General features: G+C 58.2%; 22 protein-coding genes. 6 read left to right on the top strand and 16 right to left on the bottom strand.

The window, feature by feature from the left end; genetic code table 11:
* Positions 1–54: 54 nt before the first annotated feature.
* Positions 55–861 carry a serine O-acetyltransferase gene (cysE, locus tag SLH49_RS16925; RefSeq protein WP_320270334.1) on the top strand — a complete coding sequence of 269 codons (807 nt, stop codon included), beginning with the start codon at positions 55–57 and terminating at the stop codon, positions 859–861.
* Between the two features lie 36 nt (positions 862–897).
* On the opposite strand, the gene SLH49_RS16930 is transcribed toward cysE, so the two are convergent.
* The 7 genes from SLH49_RS16930 to SLH49_RS16960 all read right to left on the bottom strand — a co-directional run bounded on the left by SLH49_RS16930 (position 898) and on the right by SLH49_RS16960 (position 9,012).
* Positions 898–2,196, bottom strand: coding sequence for a pyruvate dehydrogenase complex dihydrolipoamide acetyltransferase (locus tag SLH49_RS16930; RefSeq protein WP_320270335.1), 1,299 nt, complete (start codon positions 2,194–2,196; stop codon positions 898–900).
* 12 nt (positions 2,197–2,208) lie between these two features.
* Positions 2,209–3,573, bottom strand: a complete 1,365-nt coding sequence (locus SLH49_RS16935) for a pyruvate dehydrogenase complex E1 component subunit beta (RefSeq protein ID WP_320270336.1) — start codon at positions 3,571–3,573, stop codon at positions 2,209–2,211.
* 3 nt (positions 3,574–3,576) lie between these two features.
* Positions 3,577–4,581 carry a pyruvate dehydrogenase (acetyl-transferring) E1 component subunit alpha gene (gene pdhA, locus SLH49_RS16940; RefSeq protein WP_320270337.1) on the bottom strand — a complete coding sequence of 335 codons (1,005 nt, stop codon included), beginning with the start codon at positions 4,579–4,581 and terminating at the stop codon, positions 3,577–3,579.
* Between the two features lie 121 nt (positions 4,582–4,702).
* A complete protein-coding gene (locus SLH49_RS16945) occupies positions 4,703–4,999 on the bottom strand; it encodes an FtsB family cell division protein (protein WP_320238852.1) in 297 nt (98 codons plus the stop codon).
* Between the two features lie 97 nt (positions 5,000–5,096).
* Entirely contained in the window at positions 5,097–5,990 is an 894-nt protein-coding gene (locus SLH49_RS16950; RefSeq protein WP_320270338.1) for a fructose bisphosphate aldolase, read from the bottom strand.
* A 130-nt stretch (positions 5,991–6,120) separates the two neighbouring features.
* Positions 6,121–7,731: a hypothetical protein gene (locus SLH49_RS16955; protein WP_320270339.1), complete on the bottom strand. Its 1,611-nt coding sequence runs from the start codon at positions 7,729–7,731 to the stop codon at positions 6,121–6,123.
* Positions 7,732–7,836: 105 nt separating this feature from the next.
* Complete coding sequence (locus SLH49_RS16960) at positions 7,837–9,012, bottom strand: phosphoglycerate kinase (RefSeq protein ID WP_320270340.1); 1,176 nt, start codon at positions 9,010–9,012, stop codon at positions 7,837–7,839.
* Between the two features lie 130 nt (positions 9,013–9,142).
* On the opposite strand from SLH49_RS16960, the gene SLH49_RS16965 reads away from it, so the two are divergent.
* The 4 genes from SLH49_RS16965 (at position 9,143) to SLH49_RS16980 (ending at position 12,191) form a co-directional block, all read left to right on the top strand.
* A complete protein-coding gene (locus SLH49_RS16965) occupies positions 9,143–9,649 on the top strand; it encodes a peptidylprolyl isomerase (RefSeq protein ID WP_320270341.1) in 507 nt (168 codons plus the stop codon).
* Positions 9,642–10,187, top strand: coding sequence for a peptidylprolyl isomerase (locus SLH49_RS16970; protein ID WP_320270342.1), 546 nt, complete (start codon positions 9,642–9,644; stop codon positions 10,185–10,187). Before SLH49_RS16965 ends, SLH49_RS16970 begins: the two co-directional genes overlap by 8 nt.
* Before the next feature lie 88 nt (positions 10,188–10,275).
* Positions 10,276–11,241, top strand: coding sequence for a DUF3179 domain-containing protein (locus tag SLH49_RS16975; RefSeq protein WP_320270459.1), 966 nt, complete (start codon positions 10,276–10,278; stop codon positions 11,239–11,241).
* Positions 11,242–11,291: 50 nt separating this feature from the next.
* Positions 11,292–12,191, top strand: a complete 900-nt coding sequence (locus SLH49_RS16980) for a DMT family transporter (protein WP_320270343.1) — start codon at positions 11,292–11,294, stop codon at positions 12,189–12,191.
* On the opposite strand, the gene SLH49_RS16985 is transcribed toward SLH49_RS16980, so the two are convergent.
* The 4 genes from SLH49_RS16985 to SLH49_RS17000 are packed head-to-tail and all read right to left on the bottom strand — an operon-like array spanning position 12,166 to position 15,924.
* Entirely contained in the window at positions 12,166–13,581 is a 1,416-nt protein-coding gene (locus SLH49_RS16985) for a protein adenylyltransferase SelO (RefSeq protein ID WP_320270344.1), read from the bottom strand. The genes SLH49_RS16980 and SLH49_RS16985 overlap by 26 nt on opposite strands.
* Positions 13,578–14,519 (bottom strand): nucleoside hydrolase, encoded by a 942-nt coding sequence (locus SLH49_RS16990; protein WP_320270345.1) that lies wholly within the window; start codon positions 14,517–14,519, stop codon positions 13,578–13,580. Before SLH49_RS16990 ends, SLH49_RS16985 begins: the two co-directional genes overlap by 4 nt.
* Positions 14,520–14,579: 60 nt before the next feature.
* Entirely contained in the window at positions 14,580–14,786 is a 207-nt protein-coding gene (locus SLH49_RS16995; protein WP_320270346.1) for a hypothetical protein, read from the bottom strand.
* A complete protein-coding gene (locus tag SLH49_RS17000; RefSeq protein ID WP_320270347.1) occupies positions 14,773–15,924 on the bottom strand; it encodes an aromatic ring-hydroxylating dioxygenase subunit alpha in 1,152 nt (383 codons plus the stop codon). The genes SLH49_RS16995 and SLH49_RS17000 overlap by 14 nt, the downstream gene beginning before the upstream one ends.
* Before the next feature lie 329 nt (positions 15,925–16,253).
* Here SLH49_RS17000 and SLH49_RS17005 point away from each other — a divergent pair, with 329 nt between their 5' ends.
* Positions 16,254–16,496: a hypothetical protein gene (locus SLH49_RS17005; RefSeq protein WP_320270348.1), complete on the top strand. Its 243-nt coding sequence runs from the start codon at positions 16,254–16,256 to the stop codon at positions 16,494–16,496.
* Between the two features lie 126 nt (positions 16,497–16,622).
* Here the strand turns inward: SLH49_RS17005 and ilvN are convergent, their stop codons facing one another.
* The 5 genes from ilvN to SLH49_RS17030 all read right to left on the bottom strand — a co-directional run bounded on the left by ilvN (position 16,623) and on the right by SLH49_RS17030 (position 22,797).
* Complete coding sequence (gene ilvN, locus SLH49_RS17010; protein WP_320270349.1) at positions 16,623–17,189, bottom strand: acetolactate synthase small subunit; 567 nt, start codon at positions 17,187–17,189, stop codon at positions 16,623–16,625.
* 1 nt (position 17,190) lies between these two features.
* Positions 17,191–18,408, bottom strand: coding sequence for a glycosyltransferase family 87 protein (locus tag SLH49_RS17015; protein WP_320270350.1), 1,218 nt, complete (start codon positions 18,406–18,408; stop codon positions 17,191–17,193).
* A gap of 5 nt (positions 18,409–18,413) precedes the next feature.
* Positions 18,414–19,646 (bottom strand): glycosyltransferase family 87 protein, encoded by a 1,233-nt coding sequence (locus tag SLH49_RS17020; protein WP_320270351.1) that lies wholly within the window; start codon positions 19,644–19,646, stop codon positions 18,414–18,416.
* Positions 19,647–19,807: 161 nt separating this feature from the next.
* A complete protein-coding gene (locus tag SLH49_RS17025; RefSeq protein ID WP_320270352.1) occupies positions 19,808–21,004 on the bottom strand; it encodes a glycosyltransferase family 87 protein in 1,197 nt (398 codons plus the stop codon).
* Positions 21,005–21,042: 38 nt separating this feature from the next.
* Positions 21,043–22,797, bottom strand: a complete 1,755-nt coding sequence (locus SLH49_RS17030; RefSeq protein WP_320270353.1) for an acetolactate synthase 3 large subunit — start codon at positions 22,795–22,797, stop codon at positions 21,043–21,045.
* Positions 22,798–23,064 lie beyond the last annotated feature (267 nt).

The raw sequence follows: 23,064 nt of genomic DNA on the forward strand, positions 1-23,064 counted from the left end.
GCGCAACGGGGAAAAGTGCACTAAGTAAGGGCTAGACCGAGAGGGAGCCGAGCTATGGCGCATTTGAAACCATCGATCAGTGAAGTTGACCCGATCTGGCATCGGATCTGTGACGAAGCCGAGGAAGCGATCACAGCCGAACCGCTGATGGGCGGTTTGATCCATTCGGGCATCCTGCATCATCAGACTTTCGAAGGGGCGCTGGCCTATCGTTTGTCGATGAAACTCGCCTCATCGGAGATGTCAGAGCAGATCCTGCGCGAAATCGCCGATGCGGCCTACATGGCTGATCCGAGCCTCGCCGCTGCCGCACGGGCCGATCTGGTTGCGATCTATGATCGTGACCCGGCCTGCCATCGCTTCATGCAGCCCATCCTGTTTTTCAAAGGGTTTCAGGCGGTGCAGTCCTACCGGCTTGGGCATTGGCTGTGGCAAAATGGTCGCCGTGATCTCGCCTATTTCGTGCAAATGCGTGTGAGCGAGATGTTCGGCGTTGATATCCACCCGGCTGCAAAGATCGGCAAAGGGATCATGATTGATCACGCCCATTCCGTTGTTGTCGGCGAGACGGCGGTTGTTGGCGACAATGTTTCAATGCTGCATTCAGTGACGCTGGGCGGGACCGGTAAGGAAGACGACGACCGGCATCCCAAAATTGGTGACGGGGTACTGATCGGCGCGGGGGCGAAAGTGCTTGGCAATATCAAGGTTGGCCATTGCAGCCGGATTGCCGCAGGTTCGGTCGTGCTGGAAGAGGTGCCGCCGATGAAAACCGTCGCTGGCGTTCCCGCGAGGATCGTGGGTGAGGCAGGGTGTTCGCAGCCTTCTATAACAATGGATCAGTTGCTGAATCCGGTTTGATGGTGACCGACCCCCGTGCCAGGGTCGGTTGATCCTTTAGGCCAGCATGGTCATGGGGCTTTCAAGATTGTCCTTGATTGCCTGTAGCAGATTGGCCCCGAGTGCGCCGTCGATCACACGGTGATCAACCGACAGCGTGACGGACATCACCGTGCCCACCGTCAGTTCTCCATCTTCGCCGACAATCGGCTTTTTCACGCCGGCACCAACGGCAAGGATTGCGGCGTGCGGCGGGTTGATGATGGCGTCGAAATTGTCGATGCCGAACATGCCGAGGTTGGAGATCGCGAAGCTGCCGCCCTGATATTCATGGGGGGCGAGTTTGCGTTCGCGCGCACGGGCGGCGAGGTCTTTCATTTCTGTTGAGAGTGCGGACAGCGATTTCATGTCCGCGTCTTGCAGCACGGGCGTGAAGAGCCCACCCTCAATGGCCACGGCGACCGCCACATCGGATTTCTCAAACTTCAGCGTCCGATCACCAGCCCAGACGGCGTTGGCGTCGGGCACTTGTTGCAAAGCCAGGGCACAAGCCTTGATGATGAAGTCGTTCACCGAGAGTTTCACGCCACGCGGCTCAAGCTGTTTGTTGAGCTGGCTGCGGAACTTCAGAAGCGCATCAAGACTGATGTCGCGCCGTAGGTAGAAATGCGGCACCGATTGTTTGGCCTCGGTCAGGCGTGCGGCAATCGTCTTCCGCATGCCGTCCAGCGGGACCTCTTCATGCGGACGATCTGCATAGGTTTTCAGAACGACATCAGTGGATGGTCCTGCGGCCAATGCAGTGGGCCCGGCTGCCGCCGCTTTTGGCGCTGCAGTTGCTGCTTTTGGCGCGGCGGTGGCGTTCTCAACATCGGACTTTACGATCCGGCCGTGCGGGCCAGAACCAGTGACTTGCGCAAGGTCGAGGCCTTTGTCAGCGGCGATACGCCGTGCCAGCGGTGTTGCAAAGATACGATTGCCGTCTTTTGCAGGTGCTGCCGGCGCAGGCTTCCCGGCCGCCGGCGCGGCACTCGGCGCTGGCTCTGGTGAAGACGGCGCGGCAGCGGCGGATGAACCGCCCGCTGAGACCGAGCCGATATCGTCAGCGCTTTCCCCGTCTTCAAGCAGGACGGCGATGACGTCGTTGACTTTCACACCCTCACTGCCTTCCGGCACGATGATCTTGCCAATGACACCTTCATCGACGGCCTCAAACTCCATCGTTGCCTTGTCGGTTTCGATCTCGGCCATCACATCGCCGGATGACACGGTGTCACCTTCTTTGACGAGCCATTTGGCCAGCGTGCCTTCCTCCATCGTCGGGGACAGGGCGGGCATCAGGATTTCTGTTGGCATCACGCTGTCTCCTTAGCGGTAAGTCACTTGTTTGACAGCGGCGATCACTTCGTCGGCGGTCACAAGGGCATGTTTTTCAAGGTTCGCGGCATAAGGCATCGGGACGTCTTTTCCGGTGCAGGTGATGACCGGCGCATCGAGATAGTCGAACGCTTGTTGCATGATTTCGGAAGCGATCCAGGACCCCACCGACCCTTGCGGCCAACCTTCTTCAACAGTCACGCAGCGATTTGTTTTTTGCACGGAGGCCAGAACCGTTGGCAGGTCCAGCGGACGCAAGCTGCGCAGGTTGATCACCTCGGCATTGACCCCCTCTTCCGCAAGTCTCTCGGCCGCCTCCAATGCATAGGTCATGCCGATGCCGAAGCTGACGATGGTGACATCGTCGCCAGCGCGTTCGATCTTGGCCTTGCCGAATGGGATGGTGAAATCGTCCATCAACGGAACATCAAAGCTTTTGCCGTAGAGGATTTCATTCTCAAGGAAAATCACCGGGTTGGGATCGCGGATCGCGGTCTTGAGCAGCCCTTTCGCGTCGGCTGCCGAGTAGGGCATCGCCACTTTCAGACCCGGGATCTGCATGTACCACGCCGCATAATCCTGGCTGTGCTGCGCGCCAACGCGCGCGGCGGCGCCGTTGGGGCCGCGGAAGACCATGGGCGCGCCCATCTGGCCACCAGACATATAGAGCGTCTTCGCAGCAGAGTTGATAATTTGGTCAATGGCTTGCATGGCGAAGTTGAACGTCATGAACTCCACGATCGGCTTCAGGCCGCCAAAGGCCGCCCCAACGCCGATCCCCGCAAAGCCATGTTCGGTGATAGGCGTGTCAATCACCCGCTTTGAGCCGAATTCATCCAGCAGGCCTTGTGAGATCTTGTAGGCGCCTTGATATTCGGCGACCTCTTCGCCCATCAGAAACACCTCTTCGTCGCGGCGCATTTCTTCGGCCATCGCATCGCGTAGCGCCTCGCGGACCGTAGTCTGCTTGACCTCAACGTCGGCATCCCAGTCAGGCGTTGCTTCGGCCACCGCAGGGGCGGGGGCTGCGGCTACGGGTTCAGCTGGTGCAGCCGCGGGGGCCTCGGCGGCTGGGGCAGGGGCGGGTGCGGCGCCCGCAGCGGGGGCATCCTCGCCATCTTCGACGAGGATCGCGATCACATCGTTGACCTTCACACCTTCGGTGCCCTCAGCAATCAGAATCTTGCCGACGATACCTTCATCAACCGCTTCGAACTCCATTGTGGCCTTGTCGGTTTCAATCTCGGCCATAATGTCGCCCGAAGAGACTGTATCGCCTTCCTTGACCAGCCATTTGGCCAATGTGCCCTCTTCCATGGTCGGCGACAGGGCGGGCATGAGGATTTCAGTGGCCATGAGTTACGCCTCCACTTCTTCGTAAATATCGGTCCAAAGTTCGTCCAGGTGGGGCTCCGGGCTTTCTTTTGAAAACTCTGCCGCTTCGTTGACGATCGCCTTGATCTCTTTGTCGATGGCTTTCAGATCGTCGTCGGTGGCATGCTTGCCAGTAATCAGCATGTCGCGGATCTGTTCGATCGGGTCACGCTCATCGCGCATTTTCTGCACTTCCTCGCGGGTCCGGTACTTGGCCGGGTCGGACATGGAGTGGCCGCGATATCGATAGGTCTTCACCTCCAGAATGTATGGCCCTTTGCCCGCACGGCAGTGCGCAACGGCCCTTTCACCCGCTTCTTTGACGGCGAGCACATTCATACCGTCCACCTCTTCGCCCGGAATGCCATACGCCGCGCCACGCTCCCAGAGCGATGGTGACTTAGTCGAGCGTTTGACCGACGTGCCCATCGCATATTGGTTATTCTCGATCACGAACACGACGGGCAGGTCCCAAAGCTCAGCCATGTTGTAAGTCTCATAGACCTGACCTTGGTTGGCGGCGCCATCGCCGAAATAGGTGAAGGTGACGCGGTCATTGCCCTTGTATTTGTCAGCAAAGGCGAGGCCCGCACCCAATGGCACCTGTGCCGCAACGATGCCGTGACCGCCATAGAAGTGCTTTTCCTTGGAGAACATGTGCATGGAGCCGCCCTTGCCCTTGGAAAAGCCGCCCTCGCGCCCGGTCAGTTCTGCCATGATGCCTTTTGGGTCCATCCCGCAGGCCAGCATATGGCCGTGATCACGGTAGGAGGTGACGCGTTTGTCGCCTTCATCCGCCGCGGCCTCTAACCCGACCACAACAGCCTCCTGCCCGATATAGAGGTGGCAGAACCCGCCGATCAGCCCCATCCCGTAAAGTTGGCCTGCCTTTTCTTCAAATCGCCGGATCAGCAGCATCTCACGGTAATGCCCCAGCAGCTCTTCAGCCGAGACGTTGGGTTTCGCGGCGGCCTTTTTTCTCGGCGGCATGTGCAATCCTCCAGCGCAGATATATAGTTTAGCGTTAAACTATTCTCTAAACGATGCGCGGAAAAATTGCGAGGGCCAAAGTGACGTCCCGTCACGCGTCATAGACATAGCGGCGTTGCGTTTAGCGGATGACGATCTCATCCGCACGGATCAGGCCCAACACGTCGCGGGCTTGTTCGTCCAGCAGATCGAGGTCCAGAAAATCATCTGACAAGCGCGTGGTGAGGTTCTCCATATGCGCGACCTCGGCTTGCAGTGCCGCGAGCTCTGCCCGCAACACGTCGCCTTCGGCCTGCACCTCAATCCGTTTGAAAAGGCCGTAATCGCCCTGCACGGCCGCAAAGGTGAAATAGAGCCCCAGCATCAAAGCACCGAGAACATAGAAAATCGCACCAAGATGAGGAGTACTGCGCCGCATGTTTATTGCCTCTCGCGCCACCTCTTTGCGGGCGGCTGAAGCAAGAATCGCATATTTGATTCGCCTTGTGAATCCCTAAAACGCCCTTGCGGCGGGATTATCCGGCGACAGACGCGTCGTAGACTTCATCAATCGTGGTGCTGATTGTGTCGTTGAACGTGGCATCGTCCTGATCGGCCGATAGCCCTTCGGTCAGCGCACGGGAAAAGCTGGCGATGACCCCCTTGTTCTGTGCCAGACGCGCATTCGCCTCGGCCCGCGTATAGCCGCCTGAGAGAGCGACAACGCGCATCACGTTCGGGTGGTCCACAAGCGGCTGATAGATATTGGCCTCTTCCGGCAGCGTGAGTTTCAGCATGACCTTTTCATCAGGCGCAAGCGCTTCCAAGTGGCTCAGGACAGCATCGCGTAGCAGCACCTCGGCCCTGGCCTTGTCAGCCATCTTGATGTTGATCTCAGGCTCAAGGATCGGAACAAGGCCATGGGCGATCACCCTTTTGCCTTCGTCGAATTGCTGGGCAATGATGGCAGCGATTCCGTCGGCATTGGCCTGATTGATGACGGAACGTGCCTTGGTGCCAAAAACGCCATACGACACCGCGCGGGGCAGCACGGTATCAAGATGATCCATCGGTTTCATCAATTGGACGCCGTCCGCTTCTTCCTTGAGCCCTTTATCGATCTTCAGGAAAGGGACCACTTTCCGGTCTTCCCAAAGAAACTGGGCCGAGGGTTTGTCGTTGATCTCACCATCCATGGTCATTTCGAACAGGATGGCCCCGACGATCTTGTCGCCGGTAAAAGCAGGCGCGTTCACGATGCGGCTGCGCATCGCGTGGATCATGTCAAACATCTCGTCGTCATTGGCATAGGCATCGGCGGGCACGCCATAAGCGGCGAGCGCCTTTGGTGTGGAGCCGCCGCTTTGGTCCAATGCAGCGATAAAGCCCGCCCCGTCGCGCACTTGTTTAGCCATCTCTTCGTTTGCCATGAAATCCACCTTCGTCACTTCAAATCGTCCGGGGCGTGCCCGTCAGGACAGGGTTGTAGGCAAGGGGGATGCACCTGACAATTATGGTCGCGCTAACAGGTGGTTAGAAAATGTCGGGGCGGGCTGTCGTTCAATTCGTGGTCAGGTAGACAGCGGGCAGATCGGCGTTGATCCAGTCTGTAATGGCCAATTGCTGCATGTCTGCCGCGATGGCGTTCCAGACCTGTGCGACGTCCGGACCCCTTGCGCCAAACCGGGCAGCGATCTCTTCACGCAGGGTTGTCGCGGCGATGTCACCCGCCGCCTCTGCCAGAAGGGCGTAGTAATAGGCCCGCGCATAAGAACGGGTTTCGCCAACACCCGCGAAATGCGCGAGTGCCAACCGGCGCAAATCACGTGGATCACTGCTAGAGATGCGGCTGATCGGGGCGGGTGCGCCCGTTTGTGTCAGATAGCTATCCTGAGCGGCAAGCACAGCCTGTGTCGTCATCTGCAACTCCAGACGATCAAGCTGGGCCGTGGCGTTTGGCATGTCTGCGGCGGCGGCAATCAGTGCATAGCCGTAAGCCGCCGGGACATCCCGGTCTTGGGTGGCTTGCGCCAATAGTGCTGCGGCCTCACCCGCCACTTCTGGATCGTCCAGCAGCGACATCAGCAAATCAGGCACGAGGGCGGCTCCGCGCGGTACACCGTTCCCTTCTAAAAGGGCCGTCGCGAGAGCGATCCGTTGTGTTGGGGACAGATTGTCGGGGTTCTGAATTTCAGCGAGATCTGCGACGCTCAGAATCTCAGTTCGCACCAGCGGTGTGCTGCGCGCCTGCAGCCCGAGGGCGGCAATCAGCGTTTGCGGTGTTTCGTACATATCCGGTTCAATGACCACACCAGATGGGGGCAAATCAGCCTCGATCGTGATCTCGCCAGTCTCCGTCACAAAATCTTCGACCTCGTCCATGAGGTCCCTGATAAAGTTGCGCTCGACCGCGCCAAGAGGGCGCAGGCCGCCGTCGCTCAGGTATTGCGAAATCGCCTCTGTCCCCAATTCACGAATTGTAAGCGGGTCGCGCAGGTTTTCTGGCAGGACCTGCGATATCGCGGCCCAACCGCCATCATCCTTCAGCGTTACAACTGCGCGGCTTACACGGACGGCCGGATCGCCGGGATAACCGAATTCGCCCAAGCGTGGCAGAATGGTGCCGCTGCCGGAATAGTCCAGCGCTCCAAAACCGTTCACCGCTATGCTCCCATCCAGTGTGGTTTCGCCGGTCGTGTAGGCGTAGTTGGCGCTGACCTTGAACTGATCCAGCGACAATTCTCGCAGGCCTGCCGTACGCAGGGGCAGGGCGATCTCACGCTCTAGGCAGGCGAGGTTTATCTGGGTGCCGATCAGATTCAGGTTCAGTTCCGCCACTGCTTCAAACGGCGTGGCAAGATCGCTGGACAACGTCGCGCGCTCAATCGTGATCTCGCATTGACGGGCCTGATCGTATGGCAAGAGAGGCCGTGCGACGATGCCAGAGACCGACACGACCCCACGCATCGGATCGGCAGAGAGATGATCGTATTGCAGCTCCATCCGGGTTCTGAGGGCCGTGATGGCGCTATTGGCGATGGCCGTGGCAATCCGGTCCGGGCTGAAGAATTCACCCAAAGTCGGTTGCGGGTCACGTTCCTGCGCGAGGATCGGCGTCGCAACGACGCATGCAATGGCGGTGGCTGAAGTCAATTTGGTAAAATGGGTCATTGTGTTGCTCCTTTGTCTAGAATTGACATAAGTGAACAATGTTCAAATTTCAACAAAAAAGTAGATATTGCTTCCGCCGGGAGACTGGCGTCGAAGCTTTATGCGCTATCCGAGCGCTGCAACTCCCGGCAATTCCTTGCCTTCCATCCATTCCAGAAATGCGCCGCCGGCGGTTGAGATATAGGTGAAATCATCAGCCGCACCCGCCTGATTGAGGGCGGCGACTGTATCGCCACCGCCCCCGACCGACACGAGCTGGCCTGCCTTTGACAATGCCGCAGCTTTGGTCGCGGCGGCGTTCGTCGCGGCGTCAAACGGCGTGATCTCAAACGCGCCAAGGGGGCCGTTCCAGACAAGGGTTTTGGCCTTGTCGAGAACCTCACCGATATAGGCAACTGTTGCGGGACCGGCATCGAGGATCATCGTATCGGCAGGGCAGGCGTTGGGAGCCACGGTTTCATGCGCAGCACCTGCCTTGAATTCCCGCGCCACAACGACATCCCGGGGCAGGATGATCTCACAACCTGCGGCCTCGGCCTTGCCCAGAATCTCGCGCGCGGTCTCGGCCAGGTCATGCTCGCAAAGCGACTTGCCCACATCCACGCCTTGCGCGGCGAGAAACGTATTCGCCATACCGCCGCCGATCACCAGATGATCGACCTTCGCCACAAGGTTCCCCAAGAGATCGAGCTTGGTTGAAACCTTGGCTCCACCCACAACCGCAACGACAGGACGGTCGGGCGTGCCCAGGGCCTTTTCCAGCGCACCCAGTTCCTCCGCCATCAACCGCCCGGCGCAGGCGGGGAGAAGATGCGCGATGGCCTCGGTACTGGCATGGGCGCGGTGGGCCGCTGAGAAGGCGTCATTGACGTAGATGTCTCCAAGACCAGCCAGCCGTTTCGCAAAGCCCTCATCATTCGCTTCTTCACCCGGATTGAAGCGCAGGTTCTCCAAAAGCAGAACCTCGTCCCCTTCCATCTCTGCCACAGCGGCCCCGAAATCGGAATTGACCCAAGTGACAGGCACGCCCAGCACATCCGCCACTGTCGGGGCAATAATCTCAAGCGACATCTCGGGCACAACCTTCCCCTTGGGCCGCCCGAAATGCGCCATCAGGATCACCTTACCGCCCTTGGCCTGAATATCCTCGACCGTGGGAACAATGCGTTCGATCCGCGTTGCATCCGTCACAACGCCATCCTCGACCGGCACATTGATGTCCACGCGGACAAGGGCCCGCTTGCCCGCAAAGTCAAAGTCATCAAGGGTTTTCCAGGCCATCTGCCGCTCCTGTCATCGAGGTTCTGTCCGCTTTGTTGCGGCAATGTGCTGCGCGCGTCAACCTGACCTGCTTGGCAATCCGGCGCGTGGGCCATATGACGGTCCCCAACCAACGAATAAGGAGCATCCCATGGCCGATATCAAAGACCCCGAGAACACCATCATCATGACCCTCAAGGATGGGGATGTGGTGATTGAACTGCTGCCAGACGTGGCCCCGGCCCATACCGCGCGGATGAAGGAACTGGCGCGCGCGGGTGCATATGACAATGTCTGCTTTCACCGGGTGATTGACGGGTTCATGGCGCAGACCGGGGACGTGGCCAACGGCAATATGGAAAAGGATTTCAATCTGGGCCGCGCAGGCACAGGTGGGTCTGACATGCCGGACCTGCCTGCCGAGTTTTCCAAAGTCCCCCATGCGCGCGGCTCACTGGGTGCGGCGCGGTCGCAAAACCCGAACTCTGCCAACAGCCAGTTCTTCATCAACTTCAAGGACAACGATTTCCTGAACGGCCAATACACCGTTTACGGTCAGGTGATTTCGGGCATGGAGCATGTGGATGCCATTACCCGTGGTGAGCCGCCGATGAACCCCGACCGGATGATCAGCGTGAAGGTAGCCGCTGATGTTTAGGCTGGCGGCACTACTGTCCGTTCTCACGGCACCGGTCTTGGCAGATGGGCTTGAGATCGATGTGGAAGGTGAGGCGAATGGCACCATCGTCATCGATCTTTTTGAAGAGACCGCTCCACTCCATGTCACGCAGATCACAACGATTGCTGAGGCTGGCGATTACAACGGTGTGGTGTTCCACCGGGTGATCGACGGTTTCATGGCGCAGACCGGCGACGTGCAGAACGGCGTGATGGGCGGCAACCTGTCTCGCGCGGGCATGGGCGGCTCTGACCTGCCGGACATTCCAGCGGAATTCTCCGATATCCCGTTTGAACGCGGCGTTGTGGGGATGGCCCGCGCGCAGAACCCGAACTCTGCCAACAGCCAGTTCTTCATCATGTTTGAGCCGGGCTACTTCCTGAACGGTCAATACACCGTCGTCGGTGAGGTGACCGAAGGGATGGAGATCGTGGATGCCATCAAACGCGGCACCGGTGCCAATGGCTCGGTCATCGGTCAGCCTGATATGATGAGCGAAGTGCGCGTCATCGAATAGCGGCTAACGGCCCCCTCACTTTGCTGCGAGGGGGCTGTCGTAAGCTAAAAGCATCGGCCACTCTGCGCGGAACGCGAGGAGGAACATGATGCGATTGATCCCCATATTGGCCGCACTTTGCACTAGTGCCAGCATGGCATGGGCGAGCCCTGAATTCTGGGTGAATGAATGGCCGCGGACGAATTTCGAAGAAACCAGCGTTGAAAGCTGGGTTGAGATTCTGTCGGGCGGCCCGCCCAAGGACGGGATACCGGCGCTCGACAATCCGAGTTTCAAGCCTGTGGCTGAGGAAGCCTCGCTCAGCGACCGCGAGCCGGTGATAACGGTCGAGATCGACGATGCCGTGCCGCGCGCCTATCCGATCCGATATCTCACCTGGCATGAGATCGTGAATGATGAGGTGGGAGAGATCCCCGTTGCCGTCACCTTCTGCCCGCTCTGCAATTCCGGCATCACCTTTGATCGGCGCACCGAGGCTGGCGTGCTGAGCTTTGGTGTGTCCGGCAAACTGCGCAATTCCGACATGATCATGTATGACCGCGAGACCGAAAGCTGGTGGCAACAGGCGGTGGGGGAGGCCATTGTGGGCGACCTAACGGGCACGGAACTGGCCGGTCTGCCCAGTTGGATGGAAAGCTGGGAAGTGTTTCGCAGCCGCAATCCCGATGGTCTGGTGATGGCGCAACCTGATTTTGCACGCAGTTATGGCGCGAACCCTTATGTCCGCTATGACAGTTCGCACCGCCCGTTTCTTTATTCCGGTGAAATGCCACCGCATGACATCCCTGCACTCGCGCGGGTCGTGCGGGTGGGGGAGCGGGCGTGGCCGCTGACCCGGCTTTCCGAGGTTGGCGAGTTGACCGAAGACGGACTGACTTTCAGTTGGGCTGTTGGGCAGGCATCAGCGCTCGACACCCGCAATATCGGCGCAGGAAAGGATGTGGGCAATGTCCGCGTGCGCGACGCGGACGGTGGCGATGTGGTTCATGACGTGATGTTCGCCTTTGCCTTCCATTCCTTTTGGCCGGATGGTGAATGGATGCTGGGGGAGTAAGCGGCCCGCAGCGCCTTGACACTTCCATGGGCGCAGCATGATCTGCGCCCATGGAAAAGAAGTCTCAGATCGATCTGTTCGGCGCTGTGGCGCTGACCGGGTTTGCCCTACTCCTCGCGTTCAATCAGGTTGTAATAAAGGTCACGAATGGTGGGCTGCAGCCGGTGTTTTTTGCCGGTGTTCGCTCTGCCGGGGCGATCTTGTGCATCTGGCTCTGGCTCCGCTGGCGCGGCATTCCCTTGCGATTTGACCCCGGAACCCGCGTTGCGGGTTTTTTGATCGGCTGCGTCTTTGCCTTTGAATTCTTATGCCTTTTCATCGCGCTTGATCTGACGGCGGTGAGCCGCGCGAGTGTGATTTTCTATTCCATGCCAGTCTGGCTGGCGCTGATGGCGCATTTCATCATGCCAGACGACAAGATCACTCCGCTGAAAGCCTTGGGGCTTGGGTTTGCGCTGGCGGGTGTCGCGCTCGCAATCCTTACTCGCGATGACGGGGCAGGGAGCTTATGGGGAGACATCGCCGCTCTGGGCGCTGCCATTGGCTGGGCCTTGACGGCCATGCTCGCCAAAGCCTCGCCCTTGGCGCGGGTGCGGCCAGAGATCCAGCTTTTCTGGCAGGTCAGCGTGTCCGCCCCGATCCTGCTGATTGCAGCCCTTTTCTTCGGCCCCTTCATCCGCGATCTGGAGCCGATCCATGTCGCGGGGCTTCTGTTTCAGATCGTTGTTGTCGTCAGCGCAGGCTTTATCTTCTGGCTCTGGCTTTTGTCGATCTACCCGGCCTCTGGTGTTGCGTCGTTCAGCTTCCTGTCGCCAGTGCTGAGCGTCGGTCTGGGCTGGCTTTTGCTGGGCGAAGAGGTTGGTCCGAGCCTCTTTGGCGCGCTCATCCTCGTCGCCGCAGGTATCGTGTTGATCAACCGCCCCGTCAGGTCCCGCAGAATGTCCGCGTGACGCGTTCTTCCTTGCTGGGCGCGCGTGCGAAACGGGCCGTCTCATCGGTCAAGGGTGCGTAAGGCTGGGTGACGGCGGCGAGGAGGGCGTGGAACGGCTCCAGATTGCCGCTGCGCCCGGCGGTAATTGCCTCTTCCAAGCGGTGGTTGCGCGGGATGATTTGAGGGTTTGCCTTGGCCATGATCGCGGCAGCGTCGGGGGATTTCCGCGTGTTCCAGCGCAGCGCCCAGGCATCAAACGCGTCCCGGTCGATGAACTGATCGCGGGCTGTGTCGGTGCCAAGGTTGGCAAAGACATTCGTGAAATCCGCACCGTCCTTGGTCATCATGTCCAGCAGATCGGCAATCAGGGTGCGGTCATCTTCGTCAGCATCCATGATGCCCAGCTTGCCCGCAAAGGCTTCCAGCCAGGCGCCCTCGTAATGCTCAGGGAAGCGATGCACCGCAGCAGTAAAATCCTCAATTGCCTTGTCGCGGTCGGGCATCAGCGGGATGAGTGCTGTCGCAAATTGCGCCATGTTCCAGGCACCGATACCCGGCTGGTTGGAATAGGCATAACGGCCATATTGGTCGATGGCGCTGAAGACCGTATCGGGGTGAAACGCGTCCATAAAGGCGCAGGGGCCATAGTCAATCGTCTCGCCCGCGATCGAGACATTGTCGGTGTTCATCACACCATGGATGAAACCAAGGCTCATCCACCTCGCAATCAGTCTGGCGTAGCGAGCGATCACGCTATCAAGCAAATCGGCGGGGCCGGTCGCGTCCGGGTAGTGCCGGGCGATCACGTGGTCTGTCAGCGCCTGCAGCGCCTCCATATCGCCGCGCGACGCGAAGAACTGGAAGGTGCCCACGCGGATATGGCTTTGCGCGACGCGGGTGATGACGGCACCGGGCAGCACCTCTTCGCGGTAGACAGGCTCTCCGGTTGTGACAGCCGCCAACGCGCGGGTCGTTGGGACGTCCATCGCATGCATCGCTTCGCTCACGATGTATTCGCGCATGACAGGGCCGAGCCAGGCGCGCCCGTCGCCGCGCCGGGAATAGGGGGTAGGTCCGGAACCCTTCAACTGGATGTCGCGGCGTATCCCATCGGTCCCGATGACCTCGCCCAGCAGGATGGCACGCCCGTCGCCAAGCTGTGGGTTCCAGTTGCCGAACTGATGGCCCGCATAGACCTGTGCGAGGGGGGCGGCCCCATCGGGGATATGGTTGCCCGCAAAGATCTTCGCGGCGGTCAGGTCCTGGAACGCCATCGGATTGATGCCGAGCAGCTTTGCCAGTTCCGCATTCGTCGCGATGATCTGCGGGTCTTTCACCGGCACCGGCAATTGCGCCGTGAACATCTGCGGCGGCAGTTTGGCATAGGTGTTGTCGAAAGCGATCTTCATAGCCGCGCCAACCGGGCTGCCAGAAGCGCATAGAAGCCTGATGCGTCGATATCCTTCATGAACATCGCATTGGCAGCCCTGTCCGTCACGCGCCACCAATCGGCGACGGTCATGCCAAGCGTCAGGTCCGATTGCGTTTCAATCTCCACATTGATCTGCCGCCCCTGAAAGAGTTGCGGTTCAATCAGATAGGCGATGGTGCAGGGGTCATGCAGCGGCGCGCCTTCGGAGCCGTATTTCTCCATATCAAACCGCTCAAAGAAGTCGGTCCATTCGGCCACCATATCACCCACGCGGCTATGCATAGAGCGGAAGGCATCGATGCGCGGTTTCGTCGTCAGCGCCTTATGCGTGACGTCAAGCGGCATCACCGTCAAAGGCACGCCAGCGCCGAACACGATCTTGGCAGCTTCCGGGTCCACGTAGATGTTAAACTCAGCGGAGGGTGTGATGTTGCCCACCTCAAAGTAAGCGCCGCCCATCAGCACGATTTCCTGCACACGGTCCACGATATCAGGCGCGCGCTGAAACGCCGTGGCGATATTGGTCAGCGGGCCGATAGGGCAGAGCGTGACTGTGCCGGGCGGCTCCGCCCGCAGGGTTTCGATGATGAAATCAACGCCATGCTTCTCTTGCAGGGGCATTGTGGGGTCTTCCATCACTGGCCCGTCGAGCCCCGTCTTGCCATGGACATGTTCCGCCGTGATCAGCTTGCGTTTCATCGGTGCGTCACAGCCCGCAAAGACCTTCGCATCCGGCCGCCCGGCCAGTTCACAGACGATCCGCGCATTCTTTTGTGTCAGCTCCAGCGGCACGTTCCCGGCGACAGCCGTTATGCCAAGCAAATCAATGTCTTCGGGGGAGGCCAATGCCAACAAAATGGCGACCGCGTCGTCCTGTCCGGGGTCGGTGTCGATAATGATTTTGCGCGGCGGCATGCTTGGGTCCTTGGCTATTCGACCCTTAAGGTGGAGCAGCGACCGGGCAGGGGCAAGGGGTCAAACCCGCCCAAATGCGCGCAATCGATCATAGAGCGATTTTGACGCAGCGTCCCCAGTTTCCAGCGCAAAGATATAAGCCTGGGTCAGAAAAAAGCAGGTCGCATCAATGCTTTCGGCGGTATCAGCCGCCCGGGTGTAAAGCGTGACAAGTGCGGTGCGATCATCCCGCGCATGGGCGTCAAGCAGCGTCTCATCCAGCGTCATAGGATGCGATCTTGCCCGCCACCCAGTCGTGAAAACAATGCGTAGGGCCATCCATCGCCGGGCTGAAGCGGCCTCCGTCAAATCCCGGCGCCGCGCGGCCCTTTTGCATGCCTTCCACGACAAAGATGTCCTCTTCAAACACCTCGCGCCATTGCACGCTGTTGCGGGCGCGTAGCGCGTCATCGATGTCAGGTGCGGCATAGTAGATATGCACGTGTTCATCGGTGCTGTCGTGGGATTTTGGCTCCAGCACGATGATAAAGGCATGGTCACGCTGCACGCCAAGCAGCACATTCGGGTAGACGGTCAGGTATTCACCGCCCGTCTCCCATTTCTCGCTGAGGCCTTCGAAATCGGGGAAGACGGTGCCATCTTCCCCCTTCATCTGCCGATAGACCAGGGTGCCCTGACCGGAATACTTGCCCTTTTCATTGATGTTGTAGTGGTCTTCCAGCCGGGAATAGCTGTTCAGACCCGGATGCACCCAGGGCAGGTGATAGCTTTCGCAGTAGTTCTCAACGGCCAGCTTCCAGTTCGTCGCGACCTCAAGGGTAAAGCGACTGTCAGCGCCGCCGTGGTACATCGGCTGATCAAACTCCAACCAGCGGCTGAGCAGATCGGCATGGACCTCTTCAAAAGGTGCGGCATTGCCGTCGAGATTGATGAAAACCGTGTTGAACCAGATATGGCTGCGCACTTCGATCAGGCCGAGGGTGGATTTGTCGATAGCCTCATGCGTGTTGTGGCCCGGACCGCCCACATGCGGGGTGGAGACCAGCGCGCCGTCGGTCCCATAGCACCACGAATGATAAGGGCAGCGGATGGCGCCTTCGATCTTTTTGGCCTCGCTGACGAGGATCATGCCCCGATGGCGGCAGATGTTCTGAAAGACGCGCACCTGACCCGTGCGGTCACGGATCAAAAGAAGCGGGATGCCGAGGAATTCCACCGGTTTGGCATCCCCGATTTCGGGGACATCGTCGGTCACGGCCAGTCCCGCCCAGCTCGTCATCAGCACGGCGTGTTTTTCACGCGTGAACATGTCCGGATCGGTGTAGTGTGCGTTTTGCAGACCGTTGGCCGTTTCAATCGGCCGCCTTACTGCGTCAAGGGTGTCCAATTCAGCATCTTTGGCCATGTCGCACCTCCTTACTTTCTGATCATGACGCGTTATGCACGCGAATGGCGCGTCCCTCCGCGACGTCGATTTTTCTCACTGCGACATGGCAGAGCGCGATTTACAGCCAGATTCTGCCGAGTACCGCGGAAGGCTTAGGAAAAGAATTGCCTGTTGCGTTCAAGCTGCGATTCGTGAGCATATTTTGGCGCACATTGTTCCTGAATTTGGCACAGAGATGCCGCAAATGACCGGTTGTTTCCACGCATCTGGAAAAACTTGGCGGCGCTGCGCATCTAGGGTAGCGAAGGCAACACCGCCTTCTTCATGTCCTAGATAGGAGAACGAAAATGACCCGTACGACTAAGCTGCTGACACCACTTGCCGTTCTGACTGTACTGGCTGTTCCAGCTTTTGCTCAGGACGCCGCAATCGATGTGAACGGCGATGGGATGTACAGCTTTCCTGAACTTCAGGCAGTGATGCCTGAAATGACAGAAGAAGACTTCACAACGCTGGATGTTTCAGGTGACGGCATGCTCGACACCGACGAGATCACAGCGGCAACCGAAGCTGGCCTGCTGCCAGAATAAGATGTGCGGTGGCCACGCGATCAGCCTCTGATCGCGCGCCGGACGCGCCCCTCGCGTCACGCCCCAATCGGATGCGAGGGGTTGCAAGAGGGCCCGGTCGTTCCTTCCCTACGGCCGGGCTTTTGATCAGACTTCCGCGCCACGCGATAGCGCGGCGACGCCGGTGCGGGCGATTTCCTCCAACCCAAGCGGCTGCATGAGTTCGGCAAAGGCATCGATCTTTTCTGATGTGCCGGTGATTTCGAACACGAAGGATCCCAGCGTGCTGTCGACCACATTGGCGCGGAAAATATCGGCAAGGCGGATCGCCTCAATCCGGTGATCACCCGTGCCGACAACTTTGAAGAGCGCCAATTCGCGTTCAACCGATGGCCCCTCAACAGTCAGGTCGTTGACTTTGTGAACATCCACAATCCGACCCAGTTGCGCCTTGATCTGCGTAATGATTTGCGGCGTGCCGGTGGTGACGATGGTAATGCGCGAACGATGCCCCAGATGGTCGACTTCAGCGACGGTCAGGCTGTCAATGTTATAGCCCCGCCCCGAAAATAGCCCGATCACCCGCGCCAGTACGCCAGGTTCGTTTTCCACTAGAATGGCCAGCGTATGCTGCTCTTCCCGGTCCGAGAATGTCGGACGCAGATTATAGGCGGAATGGCTCGTCGCGCCCTTTTTTATCTTAAGCGGTGACATGTTATACGGCCTTTCGGTTTTGAGCTGTTGTTGTGGCGTTGCGAAGCTGTCGTAGGCTGAAGACAAACGCAACCATCAAAATTGGAGACAGAACGGATGTCGGATAAACCCACTGAGCTTGAAAGATGATCTGATTGATAACCGGTATGCCGGGACCAAACCAGAACAGAGCGAGAAGCATCCAAAAATGGATTGGCGGACTTGCCGGGCGAGCAAGATAGATAAAAAGTGCAGCGACTGCGGACAACGCGGCATCATAATGCCAGAGATAGGGTGCTGATAACGGAATGGCCGCGAAGAGTGCTGCGACTGCCAAATCTGATTGCACACCATGTCTGCGCCAGACCCCGAACAAGACGATTGCCAAGACAAGAAACGCAATAGCATTCGCTTGGGTCGAAAAGTGGTCCGGCACCCCAAAGAGGGTGGCAAAGGATCCAAAGCTTGCCAGAGACCGGTTCAGAGCGACAGCTGAGCGCTCAACCGCACTTTCAAAAAACGATACATCCATCCATAGTGCGATGTATTCAAAGCCGTAATACGCGGTTGCTGAAAAATGCAGCATTGCTGTAGTGACGATTGCGGCAAGTATTGTTGTGTAACGCCTCTCTGCCAGCAATATGACTGGGATCAAAAGTCCCAATGTTGGCTTAAGCGTCAAAAAACCGATGATGGCACCGGCGGCAACATTGCGTTCTTGACGCAACATGCTGATGGCGAACAATAAGCCCGCACACCAGAACAATGTCAGTTGACCGGACATTAGCGCAGGCAACCATGCGGGCGAAAATGTGATTAGTGCTAAAGCTATGAGCTTATCTTGCAGGAATTGCCTTGCGGCAAGCGCAATAAAGATCAGGGACAATGCCGTGATCGCAACGTAACCCACAAAGAACGGCATGGCACCAAATGGGGTGAGTATCATCAGCACTGGTGCTGGATAGAGCCAAAACATGCCGTCGCGTGGGCACGACTCAAAGGCAGCAAGCAATGCAGTGTGGTCAAATGCACTGAGTGGCTGGCCTGCAAAGGCTAGGCTGCCTGCGCCCCAAAGAGCGTGAAAATCAACGACGCGCTGTACACATGTCGCCCCACCCGGAACGTCAACGCCGCGCATCGCAAACAGAACCAAAACAGCTGAAACCCACAAAAAATTCGCAACCGCAAAAAAAACGGCTGCTTGTTGAGCGGTTAGGACAATTTCAACTGTGCGGCGCATCTTGCCTATTCCGTCACCTTTGCTTGCTGCATCTCGGACAATGAAGGTTGCTGGGCGGCCTGCCAAAGCGCGAATGCGAAGCCGAGTAGCAGGATAGGTGGCACGGTAATTGTTGGGTAGATCCAAGCAAGTTTGAAGAAGTAGGTATTCCATAGCGTAACGCCTGGGCCTGCCCAAACCAAAGCAAGCAGCAACCAGTGCAGCGTATTCCATCCCTGTGTACCTGCACGATAGATGAACATCGCGGCGAGTGCGGAAAAGCCGGCATCGTAGTGCCACAGATATGGTGTCGATAACGGGATAGCCGCGCATAAAACCGCGCAGGCTGCATCAGACCGCGCTCCCTGTTTGCGCCAGACCCAGAAAAGTGCAGCGGCCGCCACTGCCAGCAGAGCAATATTGATTGCGATGCTAAACTGGGGTGCGGCGCCAACGCGTGTCGCAAAGGCGGCAACGCTCGACATCGAAGCGCTTTCGGCGACGCTGTTACTGAGTGATGCTCCGTGAGTGCCAGACGCCCTTACCCATGCGGCAAAGTACTCAAATCCATACAGTGCCGTGGCGCCCAAATGCAGGACCACCGTTGTAACTGTCGCGGATATGATCGTCCTGTATCGGCGGTCGGCCAGTAATATCACGGGGACTAACAAGCCCAGTGTTGGTTTCAAGGTCAGCAAACCGATTAAGATGCCTGCGAGAACATTGCTGTTTTGCCGCATTGCGCTGATCGCGGCCAATAATCCGACGCACCACAATATCGTGAATTGCCCGACCATCAACGCCGGCAACCAGGCTGGTGCAAAGACGATTGCGATTAGGGCGGTCCGATCTTTTGGAAAGTAGCGCGCGACGGCCACCGCTAGAAGGCCCAACGAGATGAACAGAAAACCAATATAAGCGGTCAGAAATGGCAGTGCCCCAAAAGGGGTCAAAAGAACTGCCATTGGCGCGGGATAGAGCCAGAACATGTTGATCTGTTGGCACGCCGAATAGGCTTGTTCGAGATTTTCACGCTCAAAGGCCGCAATCGGGTTCATCTCAAGCGCGAGGCGTGCCGCGCCCCAGATCGCATGGAAATCGACAAATCGTGTGACGCAATTATCGCGCCCTGGCAAGTCGATACCGTTTGAGACAAAGGTCGCGACCATGATCAAGACTGTGATCGCATTGACCCAAGCGAGCAAGTAATAGCGTTGCCGCGCCGACACGGGAGCGGATATCTCAGAATCTGGTGACATATGAGTGGGCCTGTGCAGCAGATGCGCTTTGCCTGCAGTGTACCGCGAAATGTGCTTTTCTATGGCTTTGGAACGAGTTGCTCTTCGATCTTTTGTGCAACGCCAGCTGCTGAAGTTGCCTTTCGCCAATGCTGCAAAGACCCATCACGTATCGCGACATCTCAGATCTCTTCCCGTTGCAAAGTTGGCTGTTTGAAGGTCGTCCGAAGGAAAAAAATACTGACTACAAACCCAAGAAATAGCATCACCGGATCGATCAGGGGAGGGCTCAGCCCGGCAATCTGCAGCGTGTAGCTGTTCCAGATCGTTAAACCCGGGCCCATCCACAAAAGAGCGATGATGATCCACCAGCCTTGGCTTCGCTTTTGCAATCCTGCGCGAAAAAGAAAAAGCGCGGTCAGCGCCGAGAAAGCTGCGTCGTTGTGCCAGAGATATGGCGTCGATAAAGGAATGGCGGCACAAAGAGCGGCACAGGCCCCGTCCGAATGCGCGCCGAAGCGTCGCCATATGAACCACAGGATGATGGCGGCACCGAGAAGAACAGCGGCGTTAATCAAAAGGGCGATGCGTGCAGGTGCGCCGAACTTTGCCGCCAATACAGCGACACTTCCCATTGCGTCCAGCACCGCAAGGTTTTCGGCAAGCGATGCGCCATGTATGCTGGATGCAGTGATCCAGGCGGGCAGGTAGTCAAACCCATAAAATGCCATCGCCCCCAGATGTAGGACAAGCGTTGCCACGGTTGCCGCCCCAATGGTCGCATAACGACGATCCGCCAGCAGGATGACCGGCACCAGCAGGCCCAATGTGGGTTTGAGCGTCAGCAATCCGATGAAACATCCTGCCAGAATGGGCCGGTCAGCGCGCATCGCGCTGATCGCTGCCAAAAGACCGGCGCACCAGAGCAGGGTAACCTGGCCGATCACCAGGGCTGGTAGCCAGGCTGGCGCTGATACAAAGGCCAGCAGGGCCGCTCTGTTCCCCACAAGAAAGGGCCGCATGCTGATCGCCAGCGCCGCAATGGAGAGTGCGAGGAACGCATAAAAGGCAGGCATGAATGGCAATAGGCCAAAGGGCATCACCAATGGCACCATAGGTGCGGGATAGAGCCAGTACATATTGACCTGGTCGCAAGCAGAATAGGCCTGTTCCAGCGCCTCACGCTCGAAGGCGAGGATGGCCTGCCCCTCAAGCGCGATCCGCGCAGCACCCCAGATGGCGTGAAAATCGATAAACTTGGTTACGCACGTCCCACCGCCCGGCGCATCGATCCCGAAATAGACAAAAGTCGCGAAGATGACCACGAGGGTGAGGATGTTGACCCCGATGATCGCGCGGAGAAGTTGCGGCCTTATCATGCTGTATTGGCCCGCACCTGGGTCGCAAGGGCGCGGGCTCAGACGAGCACCGCACCACCTGCCTGGATCGCATTTGACGTATCCGCATCGGCACCCAGCAGCATCTCGTTATGTGCCTTGCCTGAGGGGATCATGGGGAAGCAATTTTCGTGCTTTTCGACGAGGCAGTCGAACAAGACAGGACCGTCGTAGTTGATCATCTCCATGATTGCATCGTCGAGATCGTCGGGGTTGTCGCAGATGATGCCCTTGGCGCCAAAAGCCTCGGCGAGTTTGACAAAATCGGGCAGCGATTCCGACCAGCTGGAGGAATAGCGCTCGCCATGCAGAAGCTCCTGCCATTGGCGCACCATGCCCAAACGCTCGTTGTTCAGGATGAACTGTTTCACCGGCAGACCGTACTGCATAGCTGTGCCCATTTCCTGCATGTTCATCAACCAAGACGCTTCACCCGCCACATTGATGACGAGCGCATCCGGGTGGCCCATCTGCACCCCGATAGAGGCGGGGAAGCCGTAACCCATCGTGCCCAGGCCCCCAGAAGTCATCCAACGGTTCGGATCCTCAAAGCCCAGATATTGCGCGGCCCACATCTGGTGCTGGCCGACCTCCGTGCAGATGTAACGGTCATGCTTCTTGGTCAGTTCTTCCAGCCGGGCCAAAGCGTATTGCGGCTTGATGACTTTGCCTTCCTGTTTGAAGGCCAGGCAATCGACCTTTTTCCAGTCGTTGATCTGGTGCCACCATTTCTGCACGGCTTCTTTGTCGGTCTTACGCCCGCGCGATTTCCAGACATTCAAGAGGTCTTCAAGCACATGGGCCACATCGCCCAGGATCGGGATATCGACCTTGATCACCTTGTTGATGGATGAGGCATCGATATCGATATGTGCCTTGGTGGAACCGGGGCTGAACGCGTCGAGCCGCCCGGTGATCCGGTCATCGAACCGCGCGCCGATATTGATCATCAGATCGCAATCATGCATCGCCATATTGGCTTCATAGAGCCCATGCATGCCCAGCATGCCGATCCAGTTTTCACCGGAAGCGGGATAACAGCCCAGGCCCATCAGGGTGGACGTGATCGGAAAGCCGGTTGCGGCCACCAGCTCTCGCAGCAATTGCGATGCGGCAGGGCCGGAATTGATCACGCCGCCACCTGTATAGAAGATCGGGCGCTTTGCCGTTTCCATAGCCTTGGCCAACTCGGTGATATTGTCCATGTCACCCTTGAGCTGCGGGTTGTAATGGGTCTCAACTTGGCGGGCTTCGGTGTAGTTGCCAGTCGCAAACTGCACGTCCTTGGGGATATCAACGACAACCGGGCCGGGACGGCCCGATGTGGCGATATGGAACGCTTCATGCAGGGTCGGGGCCAAACGGTCGGTTTCTTTGACCAGCCAGTTATGCTTGGTGCAGGGGCGGGTGATGCCCACCGTATCACATTCCTGAAATGCGTCAGAGCCGATCATGAATGTCGGGACCTGACCGGTCAGAACGATGATCGGGATCGAATCCATCAGTGCGTCCGTCAAACCTGTGACCGCATTCGTGGCACCGGGGCCGGAGGTGACCAGCGCCACGCCGGGCTTGCCAGTAGACCGGGCATAGCCCTCAGCCGCATGCACAGCGCCCTGTTCGTGGCGGACCAGCACATGCTTGATGCTGTTTTGCTGAAAGATTTCGTCATAGATCGGTAGGACCGCGCCACCGGGATAGCCAAAGACGACCTCCACGCCCTGATCAATCAAGGCTTGTACGACCATTTTTGCGCCCGTCATGGCTTTGCTCATCTGTCTCGCGTCCTGTTGCTATCTGGTTGTCTCGGTCACAAAAAAACCCCCGATTTTGTCGGGGGCGCATGGGATCGTTATGGTCTTACCGTTACCGGCCCATGCGCATGTTTCCTACGATTAGTACGACGTTCTTCATCAGGGTTCCTTTGCGTGGCAGTACCCTTAATGCGGGTGGCATCTGCGGTCAACCGTTTACGTGGAGAAAATGTCGTGCACGGGCAAGTTTCCGCAATTTTCTTTCAATGTCTATGCCTTGCCCTCTTC

It is taken from the genome of Cognatiyoonia sp. IB215446 (assembly GCF_033963825.1).
Classification (GTDB): Bacteria; Pseudomonadota; Alphaproteobacteria; order Rhodobacterales; family Rhodobacteraceae; genus Yoonia.

Bases quoted from the DNA above. Each gene is read 5' to 3' on its own strand.
- cysE (WP_320270334.1), top strand. From the start codon at position 55: ATGGCGCATTTGAAACCATCGATCAGTGAAGTTGACCCGATCTGGCAT.
- SLH49_RS16930 (WP_320270335.1), bottom strand. From the start codon at position 2,196: ATGCCAACAGAAATCCTGATGCCCGCCCTGTCCCCGACGATGGAGGAA.
- SLH49_RS16935 (WP_320270336.1), bottom strand. From the start codon at position 3,573: ATGGCCACTGAAATCCTCATGCCCGCCCTGTCGCCGACCATGGAAGAG.
- pdhA (WP_320270337.1), bottom strand. From the start codon at position 4,581: ATGCCGCCGAGAAAAAAGGCCGCCGCGAAACCCAACGTCTCGGCTGAA.
- SLH49_RS16945 (WP_320238852.1), bottom strand. From the start codon at position 4,999: ATGCGGCGCAGTACTCCTCATCTTGGTGCGATTTTCTATGTTCTCGGT.
- SLH49_RS16950 (WP_320270338.1), bottom strand. From the start codon at position 5,990: ATGGCAAACGAAGAGATGGCTAAACAAGTGCGCGACGGGGCGGGCTTT.
- SLH49_RS16955 (WP_320270339.1), bottom strand. From the start codon at position 7,731: ATGACCCATTTTACCAAATTGACTTCAGCCACCGCCATTGCATGCGTC.
- SLH49_RS16960 (WP_320270340.1), bottom strand. From the start codon at position 9,012: ATGGCCTGGAAAACCCTTGATGACTTTGACTTTGCGGGCAAGCGGGCC.
- SLH49_RS16965 (WP_320270341.1), top strand. From the start codon at position 9,143: ATGGCCGATATCAAAGACCCCGAGAACACCATCATCATGACCCTCAAG.
- SLH49_RS16970 (WP_320270342.1), top strand. From the start codon at position 9,642: ATGTTTAGGCTGGCGGCACTACTGTCCGTTCTCACGGCACCGGTCTTG.
- SLH49_RS16975 (WP_320270459.1), top strand. From the start codon at position 10,276: ATGCGATTGATCCCCATATTGGCCGCACTTTGCACTAGTGCCAGCATG.
- SLH49_RS16980 (WP_320270343.1), top strand. From the start codon at position 11,292: ATGGAAAAGAAGTCTCAGATCGATCTGTTCGGCGCTGTGGCGCTGACC.
- SLH49_RS16985 (WP_320270344.1), bottom strand. From the start codon at position 13,581: ATGAAGATCGCTTTCGACAACACCTATGCCAAACTGCCGCCGCAGATG.
- SLH49_RS16990 (WP_320270345.1), bottom strand. From the start codon at position 14,519: ATGCCGCCGCGCAAAATCATTATCGACACCGACCCCGGACAGGACGAC.
- SLH49_RS16995 (WP_320270346.1), bottom strand. From the start codon at position 14,786: ATGACGCTGGATGAGACGCTGCTTGACGCCCATGCGCGGGATGATCGC.
- SLH49_RS17000 (WP_320270347.1), bottom strand. From the start codon at position 15,924: ATGGCCAAAGATGCTGAATTGGACACCCTTGACGCAGTAAGGCGGCCG.
- SLH49_RS17005 (WP_320270348.1), top strand. From the start codon at position 16,254: ATGACCCGTACGACTAAGCTGCTGACACCACTTGCCGTTCTGACTGTA.
- ilvN (WP_320270349.1), bottom strand. From the start codon at position 17,189: ATGTCACCGCTTAAGATAAAAAAGGGCGCGACGAGCCATTCCGCCTAT.
- SLH49_RS17015 (WP_320270350.1), bottom strand. From the start codon at position 18,408: ATGCGCCGCACAGTTGAAATTGTCCTAACCGCTCAACAAGCAGCCGTT.
- SLH49_RS17020 (WP_320270351.1), bottom strand. From the start codon at position 19,646: ATGTCACCAGATTCTGAGATATCCGCTCCCGTGTCGGCGCGGCAACGC.
- SLH49_RS17025 (WP_320270352.1), bottom strand. From the start codon at position 21,004: ATGATAAGGCCGCAACTTCTCCGCGCGATCATCGGGGTCAACATCCTC.
- SLH49_RS17030 (WP_320270353.1), bottom strand. From the start codon at position 22,797: ATGAGCAAAGCCATGACGGGCGCAAAAATGGTCGTACAAGCCTTGATT.